We start from the raw sequence: 24,995 nt of genomic DNA on the forward strand, positions 1-24,995 counted from the left end.
CAAAATATTATACAATAAACCAGTTTTAAGTTATTGGTACCACATAAGAGGAAAAGTCCATCTATGAGCAGTAAAATTAAAGGTCTTCTGAGAGCCAGAGGGCCGATTAAAAAGATCGGGGTAATCGGTATGGGTTATGTCGGAATTCCGGCGGCAGTGCTCTTCGCTGATGCACCGGAGTTTGATTATGTCTATGGATTTCAGCGTGATTCCATAACTTCCGGATATAAGATTGATATGCTCAACTCCGGCGAAAGCCCGCTTAAAGGTGAGGAGCCGGGACTTGATGAGCTAATTAAAAAGGTCACAGGGAATGCAGAATCCGGTGGAGATGGGGAATCTTCCGGAAAATCTGCTGGCAGAAGGAAGTTTGAATGTACTTCTGATTTTTCCAGGCTTTCCGAGTGTGATGCTATAACCCTTGCAATACAGACACCTTTTAAGAGCAGAGAGGATCTCATCCCGGATTTTACTCCATTAATAAAGGGCCTTAGAAATGCCGGCAGGTATTTGACTCCCGGAACTCTTGTGGTTTTGGAGTCAACTATTACTCCAGGAACAACTGAAGGTATGGCAAGGGAGATTCTTGAGGAAGAATCCGGACTTGTTGCAGGTGAGGACTTCTGCCTTGCCCATGCACCGGAGAGGGTTATGGTTGGCCGGCTTCTGAGAAACATCCGTGAGCATGACAGGATTGTCGGCGGAATAAAAAGTTATGATGCAGACGGAAGAGTTCTGGACGGCATTGACTCACCAAACACAAAGCGTGCGATGGAGTTGTACGGTCCGGTTCTGACAAAGGGTAAGCTGATTCCTATGAGTGCAACGGCAGCCGAGGTTACAAAGACTGCCGAGAATACCTTCAGGGATTTGCAGATTGCAGCAGCTAATCAGCTGGCACTTTACTGTGAGGCAATGGGCATCAACTTCTATGATGTCAGAAGAGGTGTTGACTCACTTAAAGGTGAGGGAATTACACGGGCAATGCTTCTCCCCGGTGCCGGTGTCGGCGGCCATTGTTTAACGAAGGACACCTATCACCTGGAGCGTGGAGTAAAGATCGTCAACGAGGGATTAAAACTAAAATTCAGTGTCGGAACACCAGATGCCTCCGTTTCTACTGAACCCTTTGAAACACCTGATGCCTCCGTGTATACTGAACCCTTTGAAACACCTGAGCCTTTTGAACCTCTTGACCCTCTTGACTTTCCGGAAGGAAAGGAATCACTGTATGTTCTTGCCCGGCAGATAAATGACTTCATGCCCCATCATATGTTTACCCTGACAAAGTCGGCCCTCAGGCGTGCCGGAAAAGTTTTAGAGGGGCCGGAAAACGAGATCAAAATCGCCCTGCTCGGATGGGCCTTCCTTGCCAACTCCGATGATGCACGGGATACTCCGGCGGAAGTTTACTACAAACTCTGCAAAGATGCCGGTGCAGAAGTGAGCATCCATGACCCTCATGTTCTCAGTTATCCCGGACTTGACGAAGGTGACAACATCTCACATGACCTTGATGAAGTCATTGCCGGTGCTGATGTTATCGCTGTTCTTGCCGGACATAAGGAATATTTCAGTATGAAGCCGGAGGAAATATCCGGAACAGCAGGGGTAAAATGTCCTGCAATAGTTGACGGCCGGAATGTTATTGATCCTGATATGTGGATTGATTCAGGTTTTATCTACAAAGGCATTGGGCGTGGTGATAAGAATGTTCACAGGTTAATTTTATCCAGGCAGCACATATCCAAATCTCCGGAAATGAAATCATAATCATAATTTTTCACAGAAAAGCTGAGTTATTTGCCCAATATCATTGATGATTGATTCATAATTATCATATATTTCATCAAGTATCAGAGAGTCATATGCATGAACAACCGCATTTCTAAAACCATTTAGTCTTCGGAGACCATTATATTCATCAAGACCAATAAATCCACCATCAAATAAAGCAGCAAATTTTTCATAATCTCCGACCTTCTGACTTTCACTCATGCTTGTTTCAATAATTATAGCTATGTCAACAAGTGCCTCAATGGCTGTATGAAACAATGTATCAGTTGACATTTCCATAACCATTGAAGGAAACTGTGGAATAGTAAATAATATCTCACTCCGGAGTCCTGTGTACATTCCTGCCGGCACGGTAATCAAAAGATGATGTCTTCCAGCCTTAATGCAGTAATTACAGATTTGTTTCATCTCCACATCTGTCCACAAAGATTTATGAAGAGAATACTCCGGTTGCCTTTTACAATAGGTTTTGCCCAACTGAACATGTCCGGCAGGTCACAGCGTGCTGTCCGGCGGGTGTCAAAAGATGATTCCGGTTGCAAAACCCTTTAATCGGTGAAGAGGAAATAAAGGCAGTTTCAGAGGTTATAAGAACAGGAATGATAGCCCCAGGGTTTATTGTCTCAGAATTAAAGAAGGAATTTTCCGGATTTATAGGAAAAAAAAGGGCCGCATTAACCCAGGAACCGCAGAACTGCATGCGCATGAGAATAAACCCAGGATATAACTGTTTTTCAGATACCGGCAATCATAATTCAGACTTTAATACCCGCTCTTGCCAGGGCATCTTTTATAGAGACAAGTTCCTTCCTGATCTCTTTGAATTCCTCATCAAGATATTTACCAGTACTTGTTCTAAGTTCAGCAATCTCATCTTTTGTCTCTTTTCCAATCTCAATCATCTGATCCTGTTTATCCAGCATATTGTTCTGAAGTCTGAGAGAAACCCTTGAATTGTCCAGGGTTTCTTTTGAGACTTCAAGAGTTTCTCTTGAGATATCACGTGTTTCTTTTGAGACATCAAGGGTTTCTTTTGAGAACTCAAGGATTTCATACAGCATTTTCCCGGCGTAATCCAGTCTCTCAAAAGTTTCTTCCTCCCGATCGCCTCTTTTAATCTCAAATTTTTTAAATTCTTCTTTTGATTCCTGCCATGAAACATTGCATTCAGTAACGTTAATTGGATATTTTGTTATATTGATTCGTGAAACAAAAGCCTGAAGTTCCTCTTCACTTCCTTCAGCGATAATTTCAACTTTGCCATCATCGAGGTTTTTAACATATCCTGTAATATCCCGGCAGAAAGTTTCCTTCTGGACAAAATCCCTATAGCCCACCCTCTGGACATACCCGTCAGCGATGACCTGAACCCTCTTCATTAACTGCATAATATGAACTGAAAACATAAATAACTTATTATAGCTGCTGTTTTCTGCCCAAATATAATCATCCACATAAGGACACTGTCTGAAAATTCAGTGATGGCTGACCATTCGTAATTACCAGTTCACTTTTCAGTTGATTTAAACCGGGAGAATCAGTTCATATTTTCATATCACTGAAAAATCCGACTGTGCCAGGATGTGACTGAACTAAAATAACAAAGTTACGTTATTTAGGCACACCCCTGATTGGAGAGCATATTGAACTTTTTTTGTAACGATCAGGCATTGTGTCACAGACCGAATTTACAGAATTATTTCTATTACATTTTTGCATCTGTGCAAATAGTCATCTGAAACAATATTAATTATCCATCAGCTCAATTATACTGTTATGGCATCTATTACAGTTAAACCGGAAACAAGAGACCTTTTAAAGCAGATTTGAAGCAAAGGGGATACATATGATGAGATCGTCATGAGACTTGTAAAATCACACTGCATTCAGATGCAGAATAAGGAGTACAGGGAAATCTATGAAAACGAGGAATTTACAGAGATTGACTGGGACGAGTATTTATGATATATCACCTGAAAGGGTCAAACAGGTTCAAACGGGAACTAAAAAAACCTGATAGAAAGGACATTTTAAAGAAAAAATATGCCCAGAATAATCTCTTAACAGGCCCTTTTGCAGACAGACATGATACCATCCCGATGAGTGGGAGGAAAAGATAGGGGATGGAAAGCAAACAAAAATTCTGGCAGAAATTTTTGAGGAGGAGGGACTGACAGAATGGTGAGATGAGTATTATTTTTCCCCGGAATTTCTGTACCTCTTCTTTAGCCTGAAAAACTCAGCAGTGATCTCCGGGTACTTCTGTTTTAGCTCTGATATGTCAGTCAAATCCTTTTTTGACCTCAATTCAGATATTATTCTCTGGTGCTCTTCTTTGTATATTGAGATTAATTTTGATACCATGTCTCTGTAGTCGTTTCTATCTGCCGTTTCAAACGAATTAAGATAATCGTTCCTGTGTTTGGTCCCAAGGAAAAGTTCGGGAAATCCGTTTTCCTGCAATATTAAATTCATCAGGGCACGACCCACACGCCCGTTTCCGTCTACAAAGGGATGAATTGCCTCAAATTTTGCATGTGTGATTACTGCAAGTTCAAAAGGGTGCATGATACTTTTATTTTTATTAATCCAGGATATCAGAGTATCCATTTCCTCCGGAACAAGTATTGCAGGCGGTGGTTCGTGTCCGGCTTTTTCAATAAATACTGATACATTTCTGTATTCCCCGGGGTCTCTCAGGATGTTATCCATCAGTATTTCATGAATTTTTTTTATGAGACTCTCTGAGATTTCCGGGTGATAACCATTTGAAAATTCCTTTAATCTCCCGTAATTTTCAACTTCATATATTTCTCTCATTGTTTTTCCGGCAGGTGAGATCCGATCAAGGAGAAGTATTTTTGACTCCTGAAGCGTCAGGGTATTGCCTTCAATTGCTGTTGTTCCATGGACGTATCTGACATAATTTTCCATGGCATATCTCTCGTTTTCATCCGGAAATTCATCTGCAAAGTATTCGAATAGAATTTTGAGCTCTTCAAGTTCTTTTATCTGTTCTTCTCTGAGGATTGATTCTTTATTGCTTTTGAGGTAATAATCGGTTATCTTTGTTAACTTTAGATAGTCAAGTTCAGACAATTTTAGAAATACGTCATTTAAGTTGATATTTTCAATATTTCCGACATATTTGTTGATACTAATGGATTTTTGGTTAACTTTGAAGCTTTTAATGATATATAGGTAGTTTTTGCCCTTTATATTTTTAACAGAGAGTTTTAAATTGTTATTTCTACGCACAGGATATTATTGTAATTAATCATATATCTGGTTAACTGACAGATCATATTACAGTCAGGAATAACTGACATTTTGCCTTATCTTTCAGAAATTTGCCAGAAGAATTAAACCAACGGTGACACTACTTATTTTCTCTGTTTAATATCAGATTGTACAGTTTTTCATTGTTCCAGAAATTACCTTTGTTCCTTTATTTTCAAGATAAGAGGACAGTTCACCATATTCTGAATAGTAGTTTTCAGTCAAAACCAGGAACCGAAATTTCACTCAGAATATATTTGAGGGAATCGATTGGGATCAAAGTGAAATTAATTGTTATAATATTTTCACGGATATGCAAAACAGGTTTTGATTGTTAACGAAAGTGAATGCCAGGATGGGTTTAGAAGATCTGAAACATAATAATAAACCAGACCTTAAGTTTTGAATCGTGTGTTAACAGCCATGAAAAGCAAATAATCCAAAGATGGATAAGCATGGCAGTATTTACAGAAATTAAAAAGCCACTCATGTGCCGGGACTATACATTCAAACGGGTAATAAAGTGAAATATTGTGATGTCTAATGTGATGATTCATTAGAAATTACAGATATGCTGTCAGCGCACTTAGATCATCACAGGATATTACTCGCCCGGCTTTTATGTTCTGGGAGTTATCGCAGCCATAGACAACAAAGGACCTTTCCGGAGGGTTTTCTGAGAGATTGTTTTAGTATGAGATATTTTTGAAGTAATCTGCACTTATCGTCCTGCCGGCCTTAATCTCAACGGGAACAGGATTGTTTTGTCCGGTATCTATTATGCAGTCAGTCTCATGACCTGATTTATCCCTCCAGTAGTAAAGATTGTTCTCCCTTGATCTGTTGAACCTGAACTTTAACAGTTACTGCCGGAAATCCACCTGCAAGTTCTTTTAGTTTTTCTTCAGCCTCTCTTTTGATCATAATCATCCTCTGCATTCGGACAAATTCGGAACTACATTCCGGATTTGTCCACACAAAGCATTATATTAAGATTTATTTATAGATATCTTAAGCTGAACCATCTAAAGAGTCACATCTGTAATGTCCGCAAGGATTCGTGAAGGGAATAATCTGTCTGTTTTCCTTTCCTTACAGCTGCTACAATGCCGAGGTGTAATAGTCTGGACAGGTCGCGGCGTGCTGCCCGAATATTGCAGCCATACAGGTTGCTGTAATCTCTAATGGAGATGGCAGTGTGGTCTTTTAGGTACTGTATTGATTTATGCTGTCTTTCGTTTAAAATCTCAGGACTTTTTAGCAGAGCGAATGCAGATGATCTCTCAAATGTGACTACAAAATCGTCACCGGCCTCCTTAAATTCCGGTTCTGGTGAACCTTCCGTTCTGCAGGCATTCAGCATATTTAATGTTCCTGATCCCCACTGTTCAATGTACCCTGAAAGGAACAGCAGCCACGCAATTTTTTTGTTACGGGGGCGTGAAGCATGCTCTATTTTAAGGATGGCGATTGTTATCCCGTCCGGGAGGAGGCCGGGATTCCAGACCTGAAGTCCTGAGTCAAATATTCTGACCTGAACATTTCCGGATACCTGATAATCACGATGGCAGATGGCATTGATGACAGCCTCACGCAGTGCTACAAGAGGATATTCCCAATGTTCCTCCCGCTGCATTTTACCCGGAATTATCTGTGCAGATTTGTTGATGGTTTTAATGATAAACTGATTGGTATCTTCTATTATCTGGTCAAGCCGGCCCCGTAAGACACTCATACTGATGTATGTGCCGGAGATTTCCTCACCTTTGAAACGGGCACAACGCACTTCGGACTGAATGATGAAGCGTTGTGGTTCTTTTCCAAAGAAGAGTACTGCGGCATTGGTTGGTATGCCATTATTGATTATTCCGAGTTTATCAAGCGAAATTTCCAATGGTAATTCCGGATTGATATTACAGCGCCTCTCTTCATTGGCCTTTTTTAGAAATGTTCTGACTGCATCCTGGTCGATGTCATTAACTGTAGCACCGTGGCATGCCTGTTCATCCCAGGGGAGAGAATAGCTGTTTAGAATTATCCGTTTTAGTTCGTCCGGGGAAATGACTTTATTTTCAGTTCCAGAACGGACATATGCAATACCATCAAGGAAATATGGTTTGTTGTTTCCCTCCGGAACTGTGACAACGATGATGGATTTTTCATCTTCTTTAATGACACGGATGTCCGGTGTAATTTCCGGTTTTATCCTTGAGGATATCTGCTGGGAGAGTTTACGCAGTGTATGATCTGTTGGTTCAACTCCGGTTATTGTTCCGTCATTGGCCCTTCCGAAAGATATTATCCCTCCGTGATAATTCAGAAAGCCGCAGACTGCTTTAAGAGCAGGTTCTGTCTGGGAGAGGGATTTTTTGAATTCGACCGTTTCAGATTCATGAACTCTCATATTTATAATTCTCCTTAATCAGTCTGTTATATATGAAATATCGATATAATTTTTGTCCTGTTGATGAATTTAGTCAGCTATTGTATTGGCACGCTTCTTTTCAGCTATTTTTACTGCACGGCGGATCATATCTTTTCCATCTTTTGAATATTCCGGATTATCCATATATTTATGAAATCTCCGGGCATCCTCACCTTTTAAGATTAGTCCCGATTCAATTGGTTTAGTCATTGCTGCTCACTTTGGTCTGTTGTTTGCCTGCTGTAATACTTTGTGGATACTTCATCCCACAGTTATTCTTCCCAACCTTCCAGATCAACGTATTTATAATCCTCTGATACCTCAGCAATGTCTTTTAGAAAGAGTTTATCCTGCGCAGCCATCTTCATTTTTTCAATTTTAATTTTATAGGTGTCAGGACTATTTATCTCAGGTTTGTTGCTGTTCATATTATTCTCCGGTTATGGCTCTTTTATGTCCGGATTTAAACAGATAATGGTTAATGTCTGTTTTATCTCTGCCATGATAATATCCGTTCTTTCATCTCTTCATCTGAGATTACTCTTCCGGATCTGGAATCATCAAGACCTCTTTCAATCATCCGCTCAAATATTAACTCACGTAATATCTCATCATATGATGAATCATCAGGCTGTGAATGAATAATCTCTGTCATTTTATCTTTTACCGATGACATAAAATAAACCTGCGTACAGGAATATATCTCACCAATATGAATAAATGTATCTTTTCAGACGACTGGTGACTGCCGGTGCAGTTGTAACAAAAGACGTGCCAGGTTCCGGCATGAATGCCTTGGGTTTTAAGTGCACCGGCAGTAGGTCTTAAGGAGATGCCAGGATAGATGTAAGGGAGTAATTCCGGTTGAAAAACTCTCTGAGCATCTTTATCACAAAATAAAGTTTTAGTCACTTCAGGTGACTCAGAAAATCTTTTCTTTCAATATCTGCCTGTATAAGTATTGAGATAAGAGTACCAATAGCGATTCCAGGATGATTTTGAACTGTTACAAGCCTTTTTGTTTCCGGATGCAGCAGATGGATATGGCTCCCGGTCCGGCGTATCGGTTCATAACCAAAAGCAGAAAGCGTTTTAATAACTTTAAGTGCTGACAGCAGAGGTATTTTCGACAAGGCTGTCCACATCTATTTCCAATGCTCTGAGTTTATGTCTGTCTGGTGCAAGTTCCACTAAAATCCGATAATGCTCTTCAAGACCTTTCCGGAGATTATTTACTGCCTCTTCTTCTGATAAACCCTGATCTGCAACATTTGAGAGAAGATCCACTGCAACGAAATATTTCCCTTCTTTGTGAACTTCAATGATGGTCTTCATGATATGATATACTATGTCAGATTAAAATATATATTTTTAGTATAGGAAAAAGAGCTAATCCCTATTCCAATGAGAATATAATGGTTTCAGGCATTCATGATCCGGATTTAAACCTGACTGTGCTTATGCTTTCGTTCTCAACGGGCACGAATAATTTGATATTTATCCACTGTTAAAAATGCCCAGCCGGGCCGGTTCAAAAATCCACACTTAGGCCGGATTTGGTAGTCATCAGTATTTTTCACAGAAAGACTGAGTTATCTTTCCAATGTCGTTTATGATTGGTTCATAGTTATTATAGATCTCATCAAGTATCAACGAGTCATATGCATGGACTATGGCATTTCTAAGACCATTTAATCTCCGGAGTCCGTCATATTCATCCTCATCAATAAGTCCGTTTTCAAATAATGAGGCTATTCTTTCATAATCTCCGGGATTTTGGCTTTTGTTTCTGCATATTTCAATTATTACTGTCATATCAACAAGCGCTTCAATTGCTGTGTGAATTCCATAAAGAACTGCCATCTGCAATATCTCGTCATTTTTGAAATCTTCAGAGCTTTCAGGTTTGTTCTCTTTTAAAAACCTGAGTTTGCCGATTATAAAATCAGTTTTCCGGGATATTTTGTCCTGTTGCATTCAGTACAGCCCCGAGTTCATTCAACAGATCTTCCCTTGTTTTCTTTACCGGGGTATAACCGAAAGATGGAGTTAAGTATTTCTTTAACTCTTCAGGATTGTTACAGTAAGCAATGATATAATCCTTTGAAATCTCATATTTCAGGTGCTCATCACAGCTTTCAAAGATTACCACATCGTATTCATCCATTCTGACATTCTCATAAACGTCCTGATATAGTATACCTTTGTTTATGCTTCCTTCTTTTAATACAATGCAGACATCGATATCAGAACATGGACTTTCTTCTCCGCGTGCATATGAGCCAAAAATCAGGACAGCAAAGCATCTGTCTCTGATGAATAAAAAGTCTTCTCTCACTTTTTTTATAATTCTGTCCTGTGCTTTCATTGTGCTCTCCCTTTTTTTTCTGTTTTGAAAAATACTTATGCGTTTAAATATTCTTAATGATTAAAATGATCTCTTCGAAGACAGGAGTTATATATCTCACCAATATGAATAAATGTATCTTTTCAGACGACTTATACCACATTCGGTGTGATTGTGACAACAGATGTTTCCGGTAGGAATGTTTGGGGTTTTAGGTGCACTGGTCTTAAGGAGATAGATGAGAGGGTGAAGTGGAATGATTCCGGTTTTCAAAACCAATTTGTAAGGGGTGGGATTGTGGTATTTGCCGGGGTTATGAGAACAGGCATGAAAAATATATTATGACTCTTCTCTGGTGTTTTAGATTTATGACGCTGTCATGAGTCGTTTAGTGATTGATTATTTTCAGGTTGGGCACTCTGGAAAAATCTTTTGTGTTATTTGTTACAACCGCTGCATCATTGTATAATGCAATGCTTGCAATCAGTTCGTCAAACTGTCCAATTGGTCTCCCATTACTCTTAAGATATGCAGATAATTTGCCAAATATGATGAATATTTCATCCGTAAAGTCGAGGTAATCAAACTTTTCCAGGAATTTATCAATTTTATCAAGTTCATTTATTGTCTGTCTTGATCTGAATGCTCCTTTATGGAGTTCGAGGATATTCACAAATGTTGTTGTGATTGATTCATCTTTATCCTCTATATCCTCTAAAAATCTGATGGCTCCCTTTTTTTCTGATAACAGGTCTATAAGGAAAGTGATGTCAGGAATTATCATTTAATCACTGCTTTCTTCTATTGCCTTTTTCATCTCCTCTGCGGCTTTTTCATCGATAGGTTCCAGGTCCTTTAGGATTTCAGAGAGTTTTCTCTTCCTGGGAGTGACTCTGATAATTACATCGGTAAAACTTTCACCATTCTTTTTTAATGCATTAAGGCGTTCATATGCCTCATCAGAGATACTGATACTTTTGGATGCCATGATTTACAGATTACCTCACATGAAATATAATACTGACTCTTCTCCGGGTGCTTTAAATCTTGAGAGAACCCTATTTCTAAACCGCCATTGACATTATCAGTATGTCATATATGAAATAGCGATATAATGGGCACAGTCTGAAAAATCAGTGATAGCCGGAGATTATTTTAAGGTCCTTGAGAAAACCTATATGCCTATAAAGTAATTATCTGATTAGAGGAATTTTATATGTCATACAATTGCCTTCGATATACTGTAATGATGGAAAAGAATGAGGATGGAGGTTATACTGTGACAGTACCATCTCTGCCCGGATGTATCAGTGAGGGTTCAGATTGGGACGAAGCACTGGCAAATATAGAAGAGGCAATTGCCGGTTATATTGAAGTTGCAAAAAAACTCGGAAAACCAATTCCGGTTGAAGTAACTGTCCCAATGAATACTGCAAAAGCCGAAATATGAAGCTCCCGCGAATTTCCGGGGAAAAGGTAGTTAAAGCCCTCAAAAAGGCTGGTCTTGAGCCTGTAGATGTCAGAGGGAGTCATCACTATTTTCATAACCAAAAAAACGGTGCAATTGTAACTGTCCACTCTGGTAAAATTCCTCCACCAAAAACTCTTCAGTCTATTCTGTCTCAGGCCGGTCTGACAACTGAAGAGTTGCGTGAACCCCTTTGAAGAAGTAATTGGAAATTTACATTCGGGATATAAGTCAATATCTTATAACACGGAAATATCAGTTATTTTAGAGATAGCAGATCTTTTAAAAGAATGTTTATCGCGTCCATATCCTCAGCTGAACATCTTCCGGTCTTTCTGACAAAACGGTTTTTAGAGAGGGCAACAATCTGAAATATCAGTGCTGCACTATTGCAGGAAAGTTTTATTTTGTGAACTTTTTTCTATGCCATGACTGTATGGGAATGAAAATGCTGCCTGAGTTGTTGTGAGTAGGACTACAATGGTTATGCTCCATGTGCAACGGCAAGCACTATGGCAGGTCGTAGCCCGCCCTGTTCGTGCCCCCGTGAGGTCTACAAACCAGATGTCTCCTCTCATTCTTTGCATTTTAATGCCTCATTGACTGAATTCCGGCCAGCTGCCATTTATTCAGCTCGGTTTCGAGTGCTTTCTTCTCATCTTCGGTGGGGATAAAGAGGTACTGCTTTGCTCTGTTGATACCTTTGATAATCAGTTCGTTGGAGTAGAAAGATTTCATTCTCCTGACTTTTTTGTATGCCTGTTGCGGTGGGTTGTGCATCTCGAAGGCCAGATGGCTGTAAGTCGCCCCGATCTCAAGCAGGGCGGGGTTTTTATTAAAGAGGCCGGTAAGTTCAACAATGTAATCCACTTCGTCAGGTGATAGTATGTCCTCTGTTTTGCACAGCAGAAATTCATCAGCATAATGGTAGTAATCCCACGCAAAGGCTGGTGAGTAGGGTCCTCTGACGTAGAGGTGAAAAGGGTAATTAAATGTGATTCCCTTTAGCTTTAGCAGATAGATGATCTTTTGAGCGATGAGCCGGTGTTCAAACAGGTTTTTTTCCATCTGAAAATCTGCTTCACGAAAGCCAGGCAATTGCTTTGCTTCTATCGCTCACAGGTGTCACCTTCACATTCCAGGAGTTTGCAGAGCCAGTTGCGGACACGCTGCCATTCAGTCAGTCCTTTTGGGGTTATAGCATAAAGTTCCAGTTCTTCTCCTTCGAAAATCACTTTTTCGCAGCGGAGATAACCCATTCCTGCAAGTTTTTTCAGGTTTGTATAGGTTGCGCCGTCGCTCAGGTTCAGTCCGGCCTTAAGTTGCCGTGCTGTGGCTCCATCTTCGCCAAGTTCGGAGAGTGCCCACAGAATTTCCAGGCGTATCTTTGAGATGAGGCTGCTGTTTAAGCCCTCTGATTCTTCCACAACGGATATAAGATTGTCTGGCATGTTGACTTTCAACTTTAAGTACATGTTGGAGTATGAGACAATAAAGAATTTGCTGGTGATTATGTCTAAAGATAATATCTCATAGAGCTAAATGCAGTACTTACTAATGACTCCTGTTCTCCACGCGGTAGCATCCCCCATGGCAACCATCCGATGAAAAAAATGCTTCTATTGGTACCAGTGTAACAGTTCTGCCCGGAATTGTGATTGGCGAAGGTTGTAACAAATGATGCTCCAGTGGGAATGCTCATTGTCGGTGCACTGGCACAGATCTTAAGGAGTCGCCTGAAGAGGGTGTGGAAGAATGATTCCGGTTTTCAAAACAGTCTGAAAAATAGTGATGGGGAATTCTCCAGGCATCACTGAAAAATCGGATTGTGTCCAAAGTTGTTTAGTGATTGATTATTTTCAGGTTGGGCACTCTGGAAAAATCTTTTGTGTTATTTGTTACAACCGCTGCGTCATTGTATAGTGCAATGCTTGCAATCAGTTCGTCAAACTGTCCAATTGGTCTCCCATTACTCTTAAGATATGCAGATAATTTTCCAAATATGATGAATATTTCATCCGTAAAGTCGAGGTAATCAAACTTTTCCAGGAATTTATCAATTTTATCAAGTTCATTTATTGTCTGTCTTGATCTGAATGCTCCTTTATGGAGTTCGAGGATATTTACAAATGTTGTTGTGATTAATTCATCTTTATCCTCTATCTCCTCTAAAAATCTGATGGCTCCCTTTTTTTCTGATAACAGGTCTATAAGGAAAGTAGTGTCAAGAATTATCATTTAATCACTGCTTTCTTCTATTGCCTTTTTCATCTCCTCTGCGGCTTTTTCATCGATAGGTTCCAGGTCTTTTAGGATCTCAGAGAGTTTTCTCTTCTTGGGAGTGACTCTGATTATTACATCGGTGAAGCTTTCACCATTCTGTTTTAATGCATTAAGGCGTTCATATGCCTCATCAGAGATACTGATACTTTTGGATGCCATGATTTATAGATTACCTCACATGAAATATAATACTGACTCTTCTCCGGGTGCTTTAAATCTTGAGAAGAATCCTGTTTCTAAACCGCCAATATGTCACAGCAGAATTACAGATTATACGCCCTGTCCGTGTTTGTCCGCGTTTGTCCGCAAAGAGTCATGAAGAGAATACTCAACCTGTTTTCCTATTTTAATAGCTGTTACAATACCTAACCGGACAAGTTCAGACAGATCACGGCGTGCTGTCCGGCTGGTGCATTCATACAGATCACTGTAATCTTTAGAATTTATTGCAGCGTGATCCATTAAGTACTGTATTGATTTGTTTTGCCTTTCATTTAAAAATTCAGGGTTTTTTAGCAGATTGAGCGCAGGAGATTTATCAAATGTGACTACAAAATCGTCACCGGCCTCCTTAAATTCCGGTTCTGGTGAACCTTCCGTTCCGCAGGCATTCAGCATATTTAAAGTACCTGAACCCCACTGTTCAATGTACCCTGAAAGGAACAGCAGCCATGCAATTTTTTTGTTACGGGGGTGTGAAGCATGCTCCATTTTAAGGATGGCGATTGTTATCCCGTCCGGGAGAAGGCCGGGATTTTCAGATCTGAAGTCTTGAGTCAAATATTCTGACCTGAACATTTCCGGACACCCTATAATCACGATGGCAGATGGCATTGATAACAGCCTCACGCAGTGCTATAAGGGGGTATTTCCATCTCTTCAATTACAGATATCCGGTCAGCTCACCAATATCATCGTAGGATATTACTCGCCCGGCTTTTCTGTTCTGGGAGTTATCGCCGCCATAAACAACAAAAGACCTTTCCGGAGTGTTTCCTGATAGATTATTCCAGTATGAAATATTTTTAAAGTAATCTTTACTTATTGTCCTGCCGGCCTTTATCTCAACGGGAACAGGATTGTTTTGTCCTGTATCTATTATGCAGTCTATCTCATGACCTGATTTATCCCTCCAGTAGTAAAGATTGTTCTCCCTTGATCTGTTGAACCTGAACTTTAACAGTTCACCTGCTATCATCGACTCAAAGAGTCCTCCTTTTAGCGGATGGTAATTTAACTGTTCGGGATTTTGTATTCCGGCGAGGTTAGATGCCAGACCGGGATCTGTAAAGTAGAGTTTCGGCATTTTTGTAAGCCTTTTGTTGAAATTTTTGTGGTGAGTCCTTGTTAAAAATACTGTAAACGATGCCTGAAGCAGAGAGACCCATTCCTTTGCTGTTTTGTCTGAGATACCACAGTCATTTGCAAGTGAGGAGAAGTTTACAACCTGACCGTTTCTGTTTGCACACATCTTCAGAAAGTCCTGAAACAAAAAAAGGTCCTTAATCTGCTTTAACTGCCTGAGGTCCCTTTCAATATATGTCTGAATATATGATGAGTAGTAATCTGCCGCATTAATATCATTAGCATAAATTCGCGGGTAAAATCCTGTGAACAGATAATCCTCATATGACTTTTTCGCCAGGCCGGCATTTTTTATCTCCGAAATTGACAGTGGAAGAAGTTTTAGAATTCCCACCCTTCCTGCAAGGGACTGTGATATCTTCTCTGACAGCATGAAGTTCTGTGAGCCGGTAAGAATGAATCTGCCCGGTTCTTTTGAGCTGTCAAGAATTCCCTGCAGGTAGGAGAATAATTCAGGGACATGCTGAATTTCATCTATTACTGCTCCTGTATCTGTATACTGCGCGAGAAAACTTCTGGGGTCTTCCTTTGCATATGCTCTAATGTCTAAATCTTCAAGTAATACATAGGGTTTTTCCGGAAAAACTGACCTGACAAGAGTTGTCTTTCCGGATTGTCTTGGTCCTGTGACGCTTACTGCCGGAAATCCGGCTGCAAGTTCCTTTAGCTTCTCTTCGGCTTCCCTTTTGATCATAATTATCCTCCTTTATCGGACAAATCCGGAATTTTAATCCGGATTTGTCCCAACAATTGTTATTTTTGCACCCGGACACATAAATAATTTATCACCCGGATATTCATGGATGATTAGGAAGATAGAACAACAGGAAAATATGGTGAAAATATAATCTTTTGATTAACGTGCCGGCAGGATGGCCCGGGGTTTCAGGTGCACCGGCACCGGACCAGGAAGTTACTTGCGGGTCATATAACAGATTTTAATGATTGGTAAATGCAGTAATTTATTTTAATGATAATGACAAAAATACGGCACTGCCTGAAAATCCAGTGATGACTGATCATTTATACTGACCAGTTCCTTTTCCGGCTGATTTGAGTAGGCAGAATCAGTTTCCTACTTATACATCACTGAAAAATCCGACTGTGACAAGGCATGAAAAATATATTATTTATGTAAGACATTAGTTATTACATAGGCATTTTAGGATCTGGAAAAATGATTCAGTTTAAAATTCTTCTCGAAAAAGATGAAGACGGCTGGTTTACTGCAACTGTCCCTTCCCTTCCCGGATGTATATCGCAGGGCCGGACAGAAGAAGAGGCAAAAGAGAATATAACAGAAGCCATAGAACTTCATCTTAAATCCCTTGCAGAAGAAGGAATCCCTTTAAGACCGGAGAATGGTATGACTGAAGCTTTTGTTGCAGTAAATGTATGAGTTCTAAAGTTCCGGTATTGTCAGGGAATCAGGTTATAAAGGCTTTTTCTAAAGTGGGATATTATATTCATGACCGGAAAGAAAGTCATATTCATCTTCGGCATCCGGAAAAAAGACCTCTGACAATTCCAAATCACAATGAAATATCACGTGGTACGCTTAGAGCAATCATAAGAGAAGCTGGTTTAACTCCTGATGAATTCATGAATTTGCTCTGAATAAAACTGCAGAAAAACCGGATAAATTATGTGGGCTTAGAACGAAAAGAACTGATGTTAAGTGTGGGGGAAATTTAGTTTAAATCTTCATAATACTCTTCTTTTTAAGGCCGATCTCAATTTCTCATTTTACAGGTTCAGATTCTTTTTTTCCCTGAATAATCTCTGCATAGGGTGCTTTAACTGAAAGAAGAGCTGCCTTACCACAATGAGTCATAATTGTACTTGTATGACACAATATTATTTAATTATTGTAAATAGTCATCTACAGTGATGTTACAATCGGTGACAATTTTTCATCGGGACATTTTAGTGATGATTCGGGAGAAGACAACAATCGATGACAATGTATCAGTCGGCAGTTCAGTAATGGCAGTTCTGTAATAATTGATAGGCAACTGCACAATCGGGAATAATGTCTCACTGCAAAGCCTTTTGTACATCCCGACTGATGTAATAATTGAGGATAATGTCTTCATCGGTCCAAATGCTGTACTTACTAATGACCCGTACCCTCCACGCGGAAGGCTCAAAGGTCCGGTGATAAAGAAAGGCACTTCTATTGGTGCCAATGCAACAACTCCCTGTTAAAATCAGGTATAAAATCCGGATATAATATTGGCGGATTATTATTCCGGCAGACTTGGGGAAAATTAAACCGGCAGTGACATCAGGTCGTGGATGTGAGGTTCAAAACAGATGATTATTAATAATTTATACCCTACATACCTATAGCAGTGGGGAAATTATATGGCTGAAAGTACGCTGAAACCTATTAGATATAACAGGAGAAAAATCATGGTCCCGCCATCTCCTATAATCCTTTCTTATCTTGCAGAGCATAAAAAAGCAACCAGGAATGACATCACAAAGGTTGTCTATAAAGTGTCGTCAGAACTGGATGGTACCAATGTAAGGATAAACGCAGTATTCAGAGGACATATGGAAAATCCTGATTTAGGTATTGAAAGCGAAACTGTTGACTCTGAACTGTGGTACTGGATATCAAACAGATTCATTGGTGAATGTGATTACCCAAAAAAAGATGATGTCTGTCTTGAGATCAGCAAACCTGATTATTTTGAGGAGTATAAACTTGAAAATATCCGCAAAAATATGAAGGCAATAAAATGGGGCACAGAAGATAACCGTCTTGATTTCCTGAGAATTCTTTCAAAAATCATAAAAGAAATACCTTCAAGCGTTCATTAAGGCATGAAAGTTATAAGAGATGTTGTCCATGGTTACATTGAACTATGTGACGATGACATCAGAATAATTGATACTCCACATTTTCAGCGTTTAAAGTCCATCAAACAAAATAATCCCTTTTCTGCGTACCCCTGTGCAAACCATACACGCTTTGAGCATTCACTTGGTGTAATGCACCTCGGTGTAAAAGTTTTCAAATCACTTAAGGAGAAAGAAGATGAGAATAATAAAAATCTCCTGAATGATAAATCTGAGAAGACAGTAAAATATGCCTGTCTGCTACATGATGTCGGCCACGCTCCATTCTCACACTATGGAGAACAATTTTTTGACAGGGACGAATTAAAGGATTTATTTTCAGAAAAACTCAAAGAAAGGGATATAGATAAAGCTATTGCTTATGAAAATGCAGGCGCACCCCACGAAATTTGCAGCTGCATTTTATCTCTGGATAAGTATGGCGATCTTCTTGAAAATATTGGTGTTGACCTGGAACTTTTCTGCAGGATGATAATTGGAATGTATTATCCTCCTGAGAAAAACGATTACAGAAACCTGCTTATAGACATTCTGAATTCAAATATTGATGTGGATAAACTTGATTATGTACTCCGTGATTCGTATATGTCAGGTGCTAAACTGGTTGTCCTGGATGTAGACAGGCTGATATCGGCATATATGATCTATGATGAAAGGATTGCATTTTCAGGAAAATCGCTAAGCACAATATCAAATCTGATTTATGGAAGAGAAGCTGTATACACCTGGATTGTAAATCACCATGTAAATGTCTATACCGGTCGTGTTCTTACTAAATTAATTAAAACTGCCTTTCAGACAGAAGAAGATGAGGCCGATTATTTTTCATACAATGCAGTTTCTGAAAGACTTGTCGATGATCATGATATTGTCTCTTTTATCCGGTCAAAAAGAACTGAAGATCAGAAAATCGGGGATTTATACGAGCAGTTGTTCTCAAGAAAATTCTTTAAATCAGTCTGGAAGAATGAGCCTGAATTCAATAAATGTATACCAAATGAAGTAAGGCAGAATGATTTCAAGTCCATCATCGGTGAAAACCTTCAGGACCCGGATTCAGCAGAAGAAGTAATCGCAGAAAAAATTTCTGTTAAACCGGAGGATATTCTCATTTCAGTTGCAGATTTCAAACCCTTTGAACCCTTTGGTCTGACTGCCAGCAGGAATAAAAGACATCCGGTATACATAATCATAAATGGTGAACCTGTTACTTTTGAGAAGATATTTACAGGAACTATTCATAAGAACAGAGAGCCTTTGCTGCCACTTCTCTTTGTCAGAACAGAGGATGCGAAGACAAAATTTCTTGAAGAATATGGTAGGTAAGGGGTGCTTTAACATTGGCCAATATATGACAATTTTATTTTAGATCCGGAGGATTTACTAATGTATGTCCAGGCATTTCAATATATATCGCCATCGGTGCGGTTGTAACAAAAAATGTGCCGGCAGGAATGCTGGCTGTCGCTGCACCGGCACCCAGGTTTTAAAGAGAGGCCGGAGGATACCTGATGGTATGGAAAAATGATTCCGGCTGCAAAACTCCTCAGTTTATCTGACATATGCAGATTATTTTCAGTCATCACCGCTTTTCATCGTAGAGCTTTTTACGATTGATAATTTTGATATGCAATCAATTAAAAACAATAAAACACGAATAATTATTAATAATCTGACTGATTATTTCTAAATCTGGCAATTAAATATGTGGTGACTAAATGGGTAAGATGGACAGAGATATACCTGACACAATCAATAAAACCGATATGCCTGACACATATGGCATAAACAAAACAGGGGACGGGGGGCATATTTTTAAGAGTGTTACCCTTGGTTTTCCCTCAAGGGAAAATATCGGCAGAGAGGATTTCACCGGGGTTACCATCGGTGATAATTTTGTCTTAAGACCGGGGACAATCATCTACAGTGATGTTACAATTGGTGACAATTTCTCATCCGGGCATTCGGTGATGATTCGGGAGAAGACGACTATCGGGGATAATGTCTCTGTCGGCAGTTCTGTAATAATTGAAGGCAACTGTACAATCGGGAATAATGTCTCACTCCAGAGCCTTGTGTACATCCCGACCGATGTAATAATTGAGGATGATGTCTTCATCGGCCCAAATGCAGTACTTACTAATGACCCGTACCCGCCACGTGGTGGCATCAAAGGTCCGGTGATAAAGGAAGGCGCCTCAATCGGTGCCAATGCAACGATTCTTCCGGGAGTTGTAATTGGTGAGGGTGCACTTGTCGCCGCCGGAGCGGTTGTGACAAAGGATGTACCGGACGGGGTTTTGGCAGTCGGTTCACCTGCACGGTTTAGGGAACTGCCAAAGGGTGCAAAACAATGAGAGAATATACCTGCATGAACAATAAATTACTAAGAGTGCTGAGATATGATTAATATTGCACAGCCGGCTGTCGGCGAAGAGGAGATAGAAGCAGTTGCGGAGGTTATGCGCTCAGGTATGCTTGCCCAGGGCAGTGTAACCACTGAGTTTGAGAATAACTTTGCTGAATACTGCGGGGTTTCACATGCAGTGGGAGTTAATTCCGGAACAGCCGCTCTTCACATGGGCCTTTTAGCCCTTGGGATTGGAGCCGGGGATGAAGTTATCGTCCCGTCTTTTACGTTTATCGCAACCGCAACTGCGGTCAGCATGTGCGGGGCAACACCTGTCATTGTCGATGTAACGGAGGATACATACACTATAAATCCGGAAGAAATTACCGCAAATATTACTGACAGAACAAAGGCAGTAATCGGCGTTCATCTCTTCGGTCAGCCTTTTGACGTTGATTCTGTGCTTAAAATCTGTGATGAGCATAACCTGTACCTGATAGAGGATGCCGCGCAGGCTCACGGTGCTGTGTACAAAGGCAAAAGAGCAGGTGGTTTTGGGAAAATCGGATGTTTCTCATTCTACCCGACCAAAAATATGACCACCGGAGAAGGGGGAATTGTAACCACCAATGATCAGGATATTGATCAGAAGATAAGAAGGCTTATCAATCACGGGCAGAGTGAGAAGTACTTACATACTGAGCTTGGGTACAACATGCGGCTGTCAAATATCTCTGCTGCAATAGGTAATGTCCAGCTCAGAAAAATTGACGGTATGAACCGGAAGAGAGCTGCTAATGCTGAAGTGTACAATAAAAACATCTCAGCAGAAGGCATCAAAACTCCGTTTTGCATGAGTGATTCAGAACATGTCTGGCACCAGTATGTCATTGAGGTGAAGGATAATTTCCCGATGAGCCGTGATGAGTTTATGGTTTATCTCCGGGAGAAGGGGATAGGTTCAGCAGTGCATTACCCGATTCCGGTTCACATGCAGCCGATGTACAGCGATTCAGGATCAATAAACAGGAAAATATCAGAATCCGGATGTCCGGTCTCTGAGAGGCTTGCTTCTGAGGTGCTGAGCCTGCCTGTTCACCCCGGAGTTTCTCCTGAAGAATGTGAATATATATGCGATATAATTAATGAGGTAAATTAACATGGATGTTGGGGTTATTGGAGTCGGAGTTATGGGCAGAAACCATGCCCGCGTATATTCCGAGCTTAAAGGCGTTGATTCTGTAACAGTCTTTGATTTAAATACGGCTGCGGCAGAGAATGTTGCTGAGGGCATAGGAGCTGAATGCGCATCTTCGATGGGTGAGATGTTACAATCGGTTGACTGCGTCAGCATGGCTGTGCCGACACCATACCATTTTGCAACTGCCAAAGAGGTTTTGAATGCCGGAGTAAATATGCTCATTGAAAAGCCGGTCTGTCTTACAGCTGCGGAGGGTGATGAACTGATTAAAATTATCCCTGATGACCTGGTTGTAGGTGTCGGGCATATTGAGAGGTTTAATCCTATCATCAATGAGATAAAAAGAATTGTCAGGGACCCGCTATATATCGAGATCAAGAGGCACAATCCGGCCTCTGCAAGGGTTACAGGCAGTTCTGTTCTTGAGGACCTTATGATCCATGACATTGATCTGATTGAGAATGTCTTTACCGGAGATATGGGATGTGAAATAGTCGGGTGCTCCGGCAGTTTTGATATATTCTCCGGTCTGTTTGAATCCAACGGCACGACAATATCACTCTCTGCCAGCCGGAAGTCCTCAAAGAAGATCCGCTCGATATACATTGAGGAGGAGGATTACACAATCGAAGGGGATTTCATGTCCAGGGATGTGTACATACACAGGAAGCCTGAGCACTACAGCATAGATGATGACCGTTATGTCCAGGAGAATATCGTTGAGAAGGTCATGGTCAACAAGCTTGAGCCGCTTAAGGTTGAACTTTCAGAATTTGTTGACTGTGTCAGAACCGGAAAGCCTTTTCCCGTAACTCCAAAGCAGGGGAATAACAACCTCAGAATATGCGAAGAACTAAAAGAGAGATGCAGAATATAACTGTATTCAGCTGAATTCCGGAAATATCACAGATAACCTGAATTAATGAGATACTGAAATTAATCAGATTACTGATAAAATATATACAATTATCAGATAGCTGGAATTAATCAGATAAACAATGAAATATATGCAATAATCTGTGTATTATTACAGTTCAGACACGATGAGCAGGCATACAATAAAAGTGAGAAAATATGAGTGACAAATTAAGCGAAATCATCAGCAAAAGAGGCCCGGTTAAGAAGATTGGTGTAATAGGCATGGGATATGTAGGTATCCCTGCCGCAGTCCTCTTTGCAGACGTTCCCCATTTTGAGAAGGTATATGGTTTTCAGCGGAATTCCAAAACATCCGGATATAAGATAGATATGCTCAACTCGGGTGAGAGTCCTCTAAAAGGCGAGGAACCCGGCCTTGAGGAGTTAATCAGTAAAGTTACCGGAAATGATTCTGTGAAAGCAAAGGGAGAAGGTAAAACAGGGGATAAAGATAGTGCAGGTGAAGGAATCAGAAAGTTTGAATGCACATCTGACTTCTCAAAGCTTTCTGAATGCGATGCTATAACCCTTGCAATCCAGACTCCTTTTGAGAGCAGGGAAGATCTGATTCCAAACTTTGAACCGTTAATTGAGGGCATAAGAAATGCCGGCAGGTACTTAACACCCGGAACCCTTGTGGTCCTTGAGTCAACAATCACACCAGGAACGACTGAAGGTATGGCAAGGAAGATTCTTGAGGAAGAATCCGGACTTGTTGCCGGGGAGGACTTCTGCCTTGCACATGCACCTGAGAGGGTAATGGTTGGGCGCCTCCTTAGAAATATCCGTGAGCATGACAGAATTGTCGGCGGGATTAAAAGCTACGGCCCGGACGGAATCCTTCTGGACGGCATTGACTCACCAAGCACAAAGCGTGCGATGGAACTCTACGGCCCTGTGCTTACCAAAGGAAAATTAATTCCAATGTCTGCAACAGCCGCAGAAACCACAAAGACTGCCGAGAACACCTTCAGGGACTTACAGATCGCAGCTGCCAACCAGCTGGCACTTTACTGTGAGGCAATGGGCATAAACTTCTATGACGTTAGAAGGGGCGTTGACTCCCTGAAGGGAGAAGGCATAACAAGGGCAATGCTCTGGCCCGGTGCCGGTGTTGGCGGGCATTGTCTTACAAAGGACACCTATCACCTGGAGCGTGGAGTAAAGATTGTCAACACGGATCTCAATGCCGGACAACTCGAACCTCTGGACTTCCCTGAAGGAAAAGATTCTCTCTACGTCCTTGCAAGGCAGATAAACGACTTCATGCCCCACCACATGCTTACGTTAACGAAGGCTGCTCTTGCGCGTGCCGGAAAAGAATTCAGTAAATCCAGTAAAGAATTCAATGACACTGACAGAGCAAATGAAAAAGGCAATCGGAAAATCAAAGTAGCTATACTCGGCTGGGCCTTCCTTGCCAATTCTGATGATGCACGAGATACTCCGGCAGAGATCTACTACAGACTCTGCAAAGATGCCGGTGCAGACGTAAGCATCCATGACCCTCATGTCCTCAGTTATCCCGGACTTGATGATGGTGACAACATCTCACAGGATCTTGATGAAGTCATTGCCGGTGCTGATGTCATTGCTGTTCTTGCCGGGCATAAGGAGTATTTCAGCCTGAAGCCGGAGGAGGTTATTAAAACAGCAGGAGTGAAGTGCCCTGTAATCGTTGACGGCCGGAATGTTATTGACCCGGATACGTGGATCAGCGGTGGCTTCATCTACAAAGGCATTGGGCGTGGTGACAAGAACAACCACGAGCTGATTCATTGAATTGATCCGGATGACCATTAAGGTCCATTGATTTAGGGGTGAATAAATATCTCCTGATTTTTGAAGGTTGTCACAGAAAATTGGAGAAGAGTCATCTATTTAAGTTCAGAAGTAGATATTACAAAGTAATCAGGGGTAAAATGCCAATCTTCAACGGAATTTATTGTCTTAGGAAATTTATAACCTTTGCAGTATCAGTAATATTAATCCTTACTCTTGCTTCATTTCTTGCAACTTTAGCTATGGGAATTATAGCAGGTATCGGAGTGATTGGTATTGGAATAGTTTTACTTCTTTATGTATTGGACCAATATGGTAATTATCTCCTTATGGACCCTGCATATTATATGAACCGGGAAGATATGGAAAAATTTGGAAAGATCAAACTAAATAAATCGCTCAGGACCAATAAAGAACATTAATTCCGCAGCAAAGGGTGATGATTACATTGAAAAGTGAGATTTTATTTACTCTTTATCAAAATAAAGCTGAGAATGTCCTGAGACAGAGGAATACATTTCTTACAGCATATTTAACAACATTGATTGCAGTTTTTATTCCGGTTTTATTAGCTTTAGGCTATCCTGAATTAGATCAGTTAATGCAACTATTAAAAAATTCACTTACAGTAATTTTTTTGTTTTCAGTTATTGTTACCCCCGTCCTTTTAAGTCTCTTCTGGAATGCCAAATATGGTGAGTATAAGCACAATTACATGAAAATTCTAATAAGGGACATAATGGACAATGAAATTCTCATCAGTCCTGAAACGCCCGATGATTACAACGGAGCAGGATCTTTTTTAAAAGAGCATACACTTTTTGAAAAAGATGAAATAATGCCTATCTTAAAAGAACTCTACGGTGACATAGAAGATGATCAAAAAAATAAATGGCATAACCCATAAGAAAG

The 24,995-nt window shown here is 40.5% G+C and carries 36 protein-coding genes and 1 pseudogene; 15 read left to right on the forward strand and 22 right to left on the reverse strand.

Annotated features, from left to right (window positions below; translation table 11 throughout):
- Positions 1–63: 63 nt before the first annotated feature.
- Complete coding sequence (locus METLIM_RS15910; RefSeq protein ID WP_004075971.1) at positions 64–1,773, forward strand: nucleotide sugar dehydrogenase; 1,710 nt, start codon at positions 64–66, stop codon at positions 1,771–1,773.
- Here METLIM_RS15910 and METLIM_RS01005 read toward each other — a convergent pair whose 3' ends face one another.
- From METLIM_RS01005 to METLIM_RS01045, 12 genes and pseudogenes are all read right to left on the reverse strand, one after another.
- Complete coding sequence (locus tag METLIM_RS01005; RefSeq protein ID WP_245543563.1) at positions 1,774–2,274, reverse strand: HepT-like ribonuclease domain-containing protein; 501 nt, start codon at positions 2,272–2,274, stop codon at positions 1,774–1,776.
- A gap of 278 nt (positions 2,275–2,552) precedes the next feature.
- Positions 2,553–3,203, reverse strand: coding sequence for an acylphosphatase (locus METLIM_RS01015; RefSeq protein WP_245543564.1), 651 nt, complete (start codon positions 3,201–3,203; stop codon positions 2,553–2,555).
- Positions 3,204–3,990: 787 nt separating this feature from the next.
- Positions 3,991–5,055: a Fic family protein gene (locus tag METLIM_RS15305; protein WP_004075981.1), complete on the reverse strand. Its 1,065-nt coding sequence runs from the start codon at positions 5,053–5,055 to the stop codon at positions 3,991–3,993.
- Between the two features lie 710 nt (positions 5,056–5,765).
- Positions 5,766–5,879, reverse strand: a pseudogene (locus METLIM_RS17255) (hypothetical protein); the annotation flags it as partial.
- A gap of 230 nt (positions 5,880–6,109) precedes the next feature.
- A complete protein-coding gene (locus tag METLIM_RS01025) occupies positions 6,110–7,480 on the reverse strand; it encodes an RNA-binding domain-containing protein (protein WP_004075983.1) in 1,371 nt (456 codons plus the stop codon).
- Positions 7,481–7,549: 69 nt separating this feature from the next.
- On the reverse strand, positions 7,550–7,711 hold the full coding sequence (locus METLIM_RS16810) for a hypothetical protein (protein WP_004075985.1): 162 nt from the start codon (positions 7,709–7,711) through the stop codon (positions 7,550–7,552).
- A 62-nt stretch (positions 7,712–7,773) separates the two neighbouring features.
- A complete protein-coding gene (locus METLIM_RS16340) occupies positions 7,774–7,929 on the reverse strand; it encodes a hypothetical protein (protein ID WP_004075987.1) in 156 nt (51 codons plus the stop codon).
- Between the two features lie 62 nt (positions 7,930–7,991).
- A complete protein-coding gene (locus METLIM_RS01030; RefSeq protein ID WP_004075989.1) occupies positions 7,992–8,177 on the reverse strand; it encodes a hypothetical protein in 186 nt (61 codons plus the stop codon).
- Positions 8,178–8,409: 232 nt separating this feature from the next.
- Positions 8,410–8,646, reverse strand: coding sequence for a type II toxin-antitoxin system HicA family toxin (locus METLIM_RS15920; protein WP_004075991.1), 237 nt, complete (start codon positions 8,644–8,646; stop codon positions 8,410–8,412).
- The gene (locus METLIM_RS01035; RefSeq protein ID WP_004075993.1) at positions 8,603–8,836 is read right to left on the reverse strand and encodes a hypothetical protein; all 234 of its coding nucleotides are present in this window, start codon (positions 8,834–8,836) and stop codon (positions 8,603–8,605) included. The genes METLIM_RS15920 and METLIM_RS01035 overlap by 44 nt, the downstream gene beginning before the upstream one ends.
- 231 nt (positions 8,837–9,067) lie before the next feature.
- A complete protein-coding gene (gene hepT, locus METLIM_RS01040; protein WP_004075994.1) occupies positions 9,068–9,478 on the reverse strand; it encodes a type VII toxin-antitoxin system HepT family RNase toxin in 411 nt (136 codons plus the stop codon).
- Positions 9,447–9,869 carry a nucleotidyltransferase family protein gene (locus METLIM_RS01045; protein ID WP_004075996.1) on the reverse strand — a complete coding sequence of 141 codons (423 nt, stop codon included), beginning with the start codon at positions 9,867–9,869 and terminating at the stop codon, positions 9,447–9,449. Before METLIM_RS01045 ends, hepT begins: the two co-directional genes overlap by 32 nt.
- A gap of 153 nt (positions 9,870–10,022) precedes the next feature.
- Between METLIM_RS01045 and METLIM_RS16345 the strand changes: the two genes are divergently transcribed.
- Positions 10,023–10,193: a hypothetical protein gene (locus tag METLIM_RS16345; protein ID WP_157202189.1), complete on the forward strand. Its 171-nt coding sequence runs from the start codon at positions 10,023–10,025 to the stop codon at positions 10,191–10,193.
- Between the two features lie 43 nt (positions 10,194–10,236).
- On the opposite strand, the gene METLIM_RS01050 is transcribed toward METLIM_RS16345, so the two are convergent.
- Positions 10,237–10,632: a type II toxin-antitoxin system VapC family toxin gene (locus METLIM_RS01050; RefSeq protein WP_004075997.1), complete on the reverse strand. Its 396-nt coding sequence runs from the start codon at positions 10,630–10,632 to the stop codon at positions 10,237–10,239.
- On the reverse strand, positions 10,633–10,836 hold the full coding sequence (locus METLIM_RS01055; protein WP_004075998.1) for an antitoxin VapB family protein: 204 nt from the start codon (positions 10,834–10,836) through the stop codon (positions 10,633–10,635).
- Between the two features lie 228 nt (positions 10,837–11,064).
- On the opposite strand from METLIM_RS01055, the gene METLIM_RS01060 reads away from it, so the two are divergent.
- Positions 11,065–11,298, forward strand: coding sequence for a type II toxin-antitoxin system HicB family antitoxin (locus METLIM_RS01060; RefSeq protein ID WP_004075999.1), 234 nt, complete (start codon positions 11,065–11,067; stop codon positions 11,296–11,298).
- Positions 11,295–11,513, forward strand: coding sequence for a type II toxin-antitoxin system HicA family toxin (locus METLIM_RS01065; RefSeq protein ID WP_004076000.1), 219 nt, complete (start codon positions 11,295–11,297; stop codon positions 11,511–11,513). The genes METLIM_RS01060 and METLIM_RS01065 overlap by 4 nt, the downstream gene beginning before the upstream one ends.
- Before the next feature lie 62 nt (positions 11,514–11,575).
- Here the strand turns inward: METLIM_RS01065 and METLIM_RS17610 are convergent, their stop codons facing one another.
- The 8 genes from METLIM_RS17610 to METLIM_RS01095 form a co-directional block, all read right to left on the reverse strand.
- On the reverse strand, positions 11,576–11,722 hold the full coding sequence (locus METLIM_RS17610) for a type II toxin-antitoxin system PemK/MazF family toxin (protein WP_342633010.1): 147 nt from the start codon (positions 11,720–11,722) through the stop codon (positions 11,576–11,578).
- A 182-nt stretch (positions 11,723–11,904) separates the two neighbouring features.
- Positions 11,905–12,384, reverse strand: a complete 480-nt coding sequence (locus METLIM_RS01070; RefSeq protein WP_004076002.1) for a hypothetical protein — start codon at positions 12,382–12,384, stop codon at positions 11,905–11,907.
- Positions 12,385–12,425: 41 nt separating this feature from the next.
- The gene (locus tag METLIM_RS01075; RefSeq protein WP_048145428.1) at positions 12,426–12,767 is read right to left on the reverse strand and encodes a transcriptional regulator; all 342 of its coding nucleotides are present in this window, start codon (positions 12,765–12,767) and stop codon (positions 12,426–12,428) included.
- A 391-nt stretch (positions 12,768–13,158) separates the two neighbouring features.
- Positions 13,159–13,554: a type II toxin-antitoxin system VapC family toxin gene (locus METLIM_RS01080; RefSeq protein ID WP_004076006.1), complete on the reverse strand. Its 396-nt coding sequence runs from the start codon at positions 13,552–13,554 to the stop codon at positions 13,159–13,161.
- Positions 13,555–13,758: an antitoxin VapB family protein gene (locus tag METLIM_RS01085; RefSeq protein WP_004076007.1), complete on the reverse strand. Its 204-nt coding sequence runs from the start codon at positions 13,756–13,758 to the stop codon at positions 13,555–13,557.
- Between the two features lie 111 nt (positions 13,759–13,869).
- Positions 13,870–14,379, reverse strand: coding sequence for an ATP-binding protein (locus METLIM_RS01090; RefSeq protein WP_052300858.1), 510 nt, complete (start codon positions 14,377–14,379; stop codon positions 13,870–13,872).
- Entirely contained in the window at positions 14,357–14,482 is a 126-nt protein-coding gene (locus METLIM_RS17475) for a hypothetical protein (RefSeq protein WP_281034209.1), read from the reverse strand. Before METLIM_RS17475 ends, METLIM_RS01090 begins: the two co-directional genes overlap by 23 nt.
- Complete coding sequence (locus tag METLIM_RS01095; RefSeq protein WP_004076009.1) at positions 14,483–15,658, reverse strand: ATP-binding protein; 1,176 nt, start codon at positions 15,656–15,658, stop codon at positions 14,483–14,485. It abuts the gene before it with no gap.
- A 483-nt stretch (positions 15,659–16,141) separates the two neighbouring features.
- Here METLIM_RS01095 and METLIM_RS01100 point away from each other — a divergent pair, with 483 nt between their 5' ends.
- The 11 genes from METLIM_RS01100 (at position 16,142) to METLIM_RS01155 (ending at position 24,990) form a co-directional block, all read left to right on the forward strand.
- On the forward strand, positions 16,142–16,363 hold the full coding sequence (locus METLIM_RS01100; RefSeq protein ID WP_004076011.1) for a type II toxin-antitoxin system HicB family antitoxin: 222 nt from the start codon (positions 16,142–16,144) through the stop codon (positions 16,361–16,363).
- Positions 16,360–16,581, forward strand: coding sequence for a type II toxin-antitoxin system HicA family toxin (locus METLIM_RS01105; RefSeq protein WP_004076013.1), 222 nt, complete (start codon positions 16,360–16,362; stop codon positions 16,579–16,581). The genes METLIM_RS01100 and METLIM_RS01105 overlap by 4 nt, the downstream gene beginning before the upstream one ends.
- A gap of 387 nt (positions 16,582–16,968) precedes the next feature.
- Positions 16,969–17,172: a DapH/DapD/GlmU-related protein gene (locus tag METLIM_RS17260; RefSeq protein WP_245543565.1), complete on the forward strand. Its 204-nt coding sequence runs from the start codon at positions 16,969–16,971 to the stop codon at positions 17,170–17,172.
- 207 nt (positions 17,173–17,379) lie between these two features.
- The gene (locus METLIM_RS01115) at positions 17,380–17,793 is read left to right on the forward strand and encodes a hypothetical protein (RefSeq protein WP_004076014.1); all 414 of its coding nucleotides are present in this window, start codon (positions 17,380–17,382) and stop codon (positions 17,791–17,793) included.
- A 3-nt stretch (positions 17,794–17,796) separates the two neighbouring features.
- On the forward strand, positions 17,797–19,158 hold the full coding sequence (locus METLIM_RS01120) for an HD domain-containing protein (RefSeq protein ID WP_004076016.1): 1,362 nt from the start codon (positions 17,797–17,799) through the stop codon (positions 19,156–19,158).
- 392 nt (positions 19,159–19,550) lie between these two features.
- Positions 19,551–20,189, forward strand: a complete 639-nt coding sequence (locus tag METLIM_RS01130) for an acyltransferase (RefSeq protein ID WP_004076018.1) — start codon at positions 19,551–19,553, stop codon at positions 20,187–20,189.
- Positions 20,190–20,234: 45 nt separating this feature from the next.
- Positions 20,235–21,341, forward strand: a complete 1,107-nt coding sequence (locus tag METLIM_RS01135) for a DegT/DnrJ/EryC1/StrS family aminotransferase (RefSeq protein ID WP_004076019.1) — start codon at positions 20,235–20,237, stop codon at positions 21,339–21,341.
- A 1-nt stretch (position 21,342) separates the two neighbouring features.
- A complete protein-coding gene (locus METLIM_RS01140) occupies positions 21,343–22,260 on the forward strand; it encodes a Gfo/Idh/MocA family protein (protein WP_004076020.1) in 918 nt (305 codons plus the stop codon).
- 197 nt (positions 22,261–22,457) lie between these two features.
- Positions 22,458–24,083, forward strand: a complete 1,626-nt coding sequence (locus METLIM_RS01145; protein WP_004076021.1) for a nucleotide sugar dehydrogenase — start codon at positions 22,458–22,460, stop codon at positions 24,081–24,083.
- Positions 24,084–24,223: 140 nt separating this feature from the next.
- Positions 24,224–24,505, forward strand: a complete 282-nt coding sequence (locus METLIM_RS01150; RefSeq protein ID WP_004076022.1) for a hypothetical protein — start codon at positions 24,224–24,226, stop codon at positions 24,503–24,505.
- 17 nt (positions 24,506–24,522) lie between these two features.
- Positions 24,523–24,990 (forward strand): hypothetical protein, encoded by a 468-nt coding sequence (locus tag METLIM_RS01155; RefSeq protein ID WP_004076023.1) that lies wholly within the window; start codon positions 24,523–24,525, stop codon positions 24,988–24,990.
- Positions 24,991–24,995 lie beyond the last annotated feature (5 nt).

This window comes from Methanoplanus limicola DSM 2279 (genome assembly GCF_000243255.1).
Classification (GTDB): domain Archaea; phylum Halobacteriota; class Methanomicrobia; order Methanomicrobiales; family Methanomicrobiaceae; genus Methanoplanus; species Methanoplanus limicola.

Bases quoted from the DNA above. Each gene is read 5' to 3' on its own strand.
- METLIM_RS16810 (WP_004075985.1), bottom strand. From the start codon at position 7,711: ATGACTAAACCAATTGAATCGGGACTAATCTTAAAAGGTGAGGATGCC.
- METLIM_RS01135 (WP_004076019.1), top strand. From the start codon at position 20,235: ATGATTAATATTGCACAGCCGGCTGTCGGCGAAGAGGAGATAGAAGCA.
- METLIM_RS01150 (WP_004076022.1), top strand. From the start codon at position 24,224: ATGCCAATCTTCAACGGAATTTATTGTCTTAGGAAATTTATAACCTTT.
- METLIM_RS01050 (WP_004075997.1), bottom strand. From the start codon at position 10,632: ATGATAATTCCTGACATCACTTTCCTTATAGACCTGTTATCAGAAAAA.
- METLIM_RS01130 (WP_004076018.1), top strand. From the start codon at position 19,551: ATGGGTAAGATGGACAGAGATATACCTGACACAATCAATAAAACCGAT.
- METLIM_RS01060 (WP_004075999.1), top strand. From the start codon at position 11,065: ATGTCATACAATTGCCTTCGATATACTGTAATGATGGAAAAGAATGAG.
- METLIM_RS01100 (WP_004076011.1), top strand. From the start codon at position 16,142: ATGATTCAGTTTAAAATTCTTCTCGAAAAAGATGAAGACGGCTGGTTT.
- METLIM_RS01055 (WP_004075998.1), bottom strand. From the start codon at position 10,836: ATGGCATCCAAAAGTATCAGTATCTCTGATGAGGCATATGAACGCCTT.
- METLIM_RS01145 (WP_004076021.1), top strand. From the start codon at position 22,458: ATGAGTGACAAATTAAGCGAAATCATCAGCAAAAGAGGCCCGGTTAAG.
- METLIM_RS01120 (WP_004076016.1), top strand. From the start codon at position 17,797: ATGAAAGTTATAAGAGATGTTGTCCATGGTTACATTGAACTATGTGAC.
- METLIM_RS01085 (WP_004076007.1), bottom strand. From the start codon at position 13,758: ATGGCATCCAAAAGTATCAGTATCTCTGATGAGGCATATGAACGCCTT.
- METLIM_RS16340 (WP_004075987.1), bottom strand. From the start codon at position 7,929: ATGAACAGCAACAAACCTGAGATAAATAGTCCTGACACCTATAAAATT.
- METLIM_RS01065 (WP_004076000.1), top strand. From the start codon at position 11,295: ATGAAGCTCCCGCGAATTTCCGGGGAAAAGGTAGTTAAAGCCCTCAAA.
- METLIM_RS01035 (WP_004075993.1), bottom strand. From the start codon at position 8,836: ATGAAGACCATCATTGAAGTTCACAAAGAAGGGAAATATTTCGTTGCA.
- hepT (WP_004075994.1), bottom strand. From the start codon at position 9,478: ATGCAACAGGACAAAATATCCCGGAAAACTGATTTTATAATCGGCAAA.
- METLIM_RS01030 (WP_004075989.1), bottom strand. From the start codon at position 8,177: ATGTCATCGGTAAAAGATAAAATGACAGAGATTATTCATTCACAGCCT.
- METLIM_RS01105 (WP_004076013.1), top strand. From the start codon at position 16,360: ATGAGTTCTAAAGTTCCGGTATTGTCAGGGAATCAGGTTATAAAGGCT.
- METLIM_RS15920 (WP_004075991.1), bottom strand. From the start codon at position 8,646: ATGTGGACAGCCTTGTCGAAAATACCTCTGCTGTCAGCACTTAAAGTT.
- METLIM_RS01080 (WP_004076006.1), bottom strand. From the start codon at position 13,554: ATGATAATTCTTGACACTACTTTCCTTATAGACCTGTTATCAGAAAAA.
- METLIM_RS01045 (WP_004075996.1), bottom strand. From the start codon at position 9,869: ATGAAAGCACAGGACAGAATTATAAAAAAAGTGAGAGAAGACTTTTTA.
- METLIM_RS01070 (WP_004076002.1), bottom strand. From the start codon at position 12,384: ATGGAAAAAAACCTGTTTGAACACCGGCTCATCGCTCAAAAGATCATC.
- METLIM_RS01025 (WP_004075983.1), bottom strand. From the start codon at position 7,480: ATGAGAGTTCATGAATCTGAAACGGTCGAATTCAAAAAATCCCTCTCC.
- METLIM_RS15910 (WP_004075971.1), top strand. From the start codon at position 64: ATGAGCAGTAAAATTAAAGGTCTTCTGAGAGCCAGAGGGCCGATTAAA.
- METLIM_RS01015 (WP_245543564.1), bottom strand. From the start codon at position 3,203: ATGTTTTCAGTTCATATTATGCAGTTAATGAAGAGGGTTCAGGTCATC.
- METLIM_RS01115 (WP_004076014.1), top strand. From the start codon at position 17,380: ATGGTCCCGCCATCTCCTATAATCCTTTCTTATCTTGCAGAGCATAAA.
- METLIM_RS01155 (WP_004076023.1), top strand. From the start codon at position 24,523: ATGATTACATTGAAAAGTGAGATTTTATTTACTCTTTATCAAAATAAA.
- METLIM_RS01095 (WP_004076009.1), bottom strand. From the start codon at position 15,658: ATGATCAAAAGGGAAGCCGAAGAGAAGCTAAAGGAACTTGCAGCCGGA.
- METLIM_RS01140 (WP_004076020.1), top strand. From the start codon at position 21,343: ATGGATGTTGGGGTTATTGGAGTCGGAGTTATGGGCAGAAACCATGCC.
- METLIM_RS01075 (WP_048145428.1), bottom strand. From the start codon at position 12,767: ATGCCAGACAATCTTATATCCGTTGTGGAAGAATCAGAGGGCTTAAAC.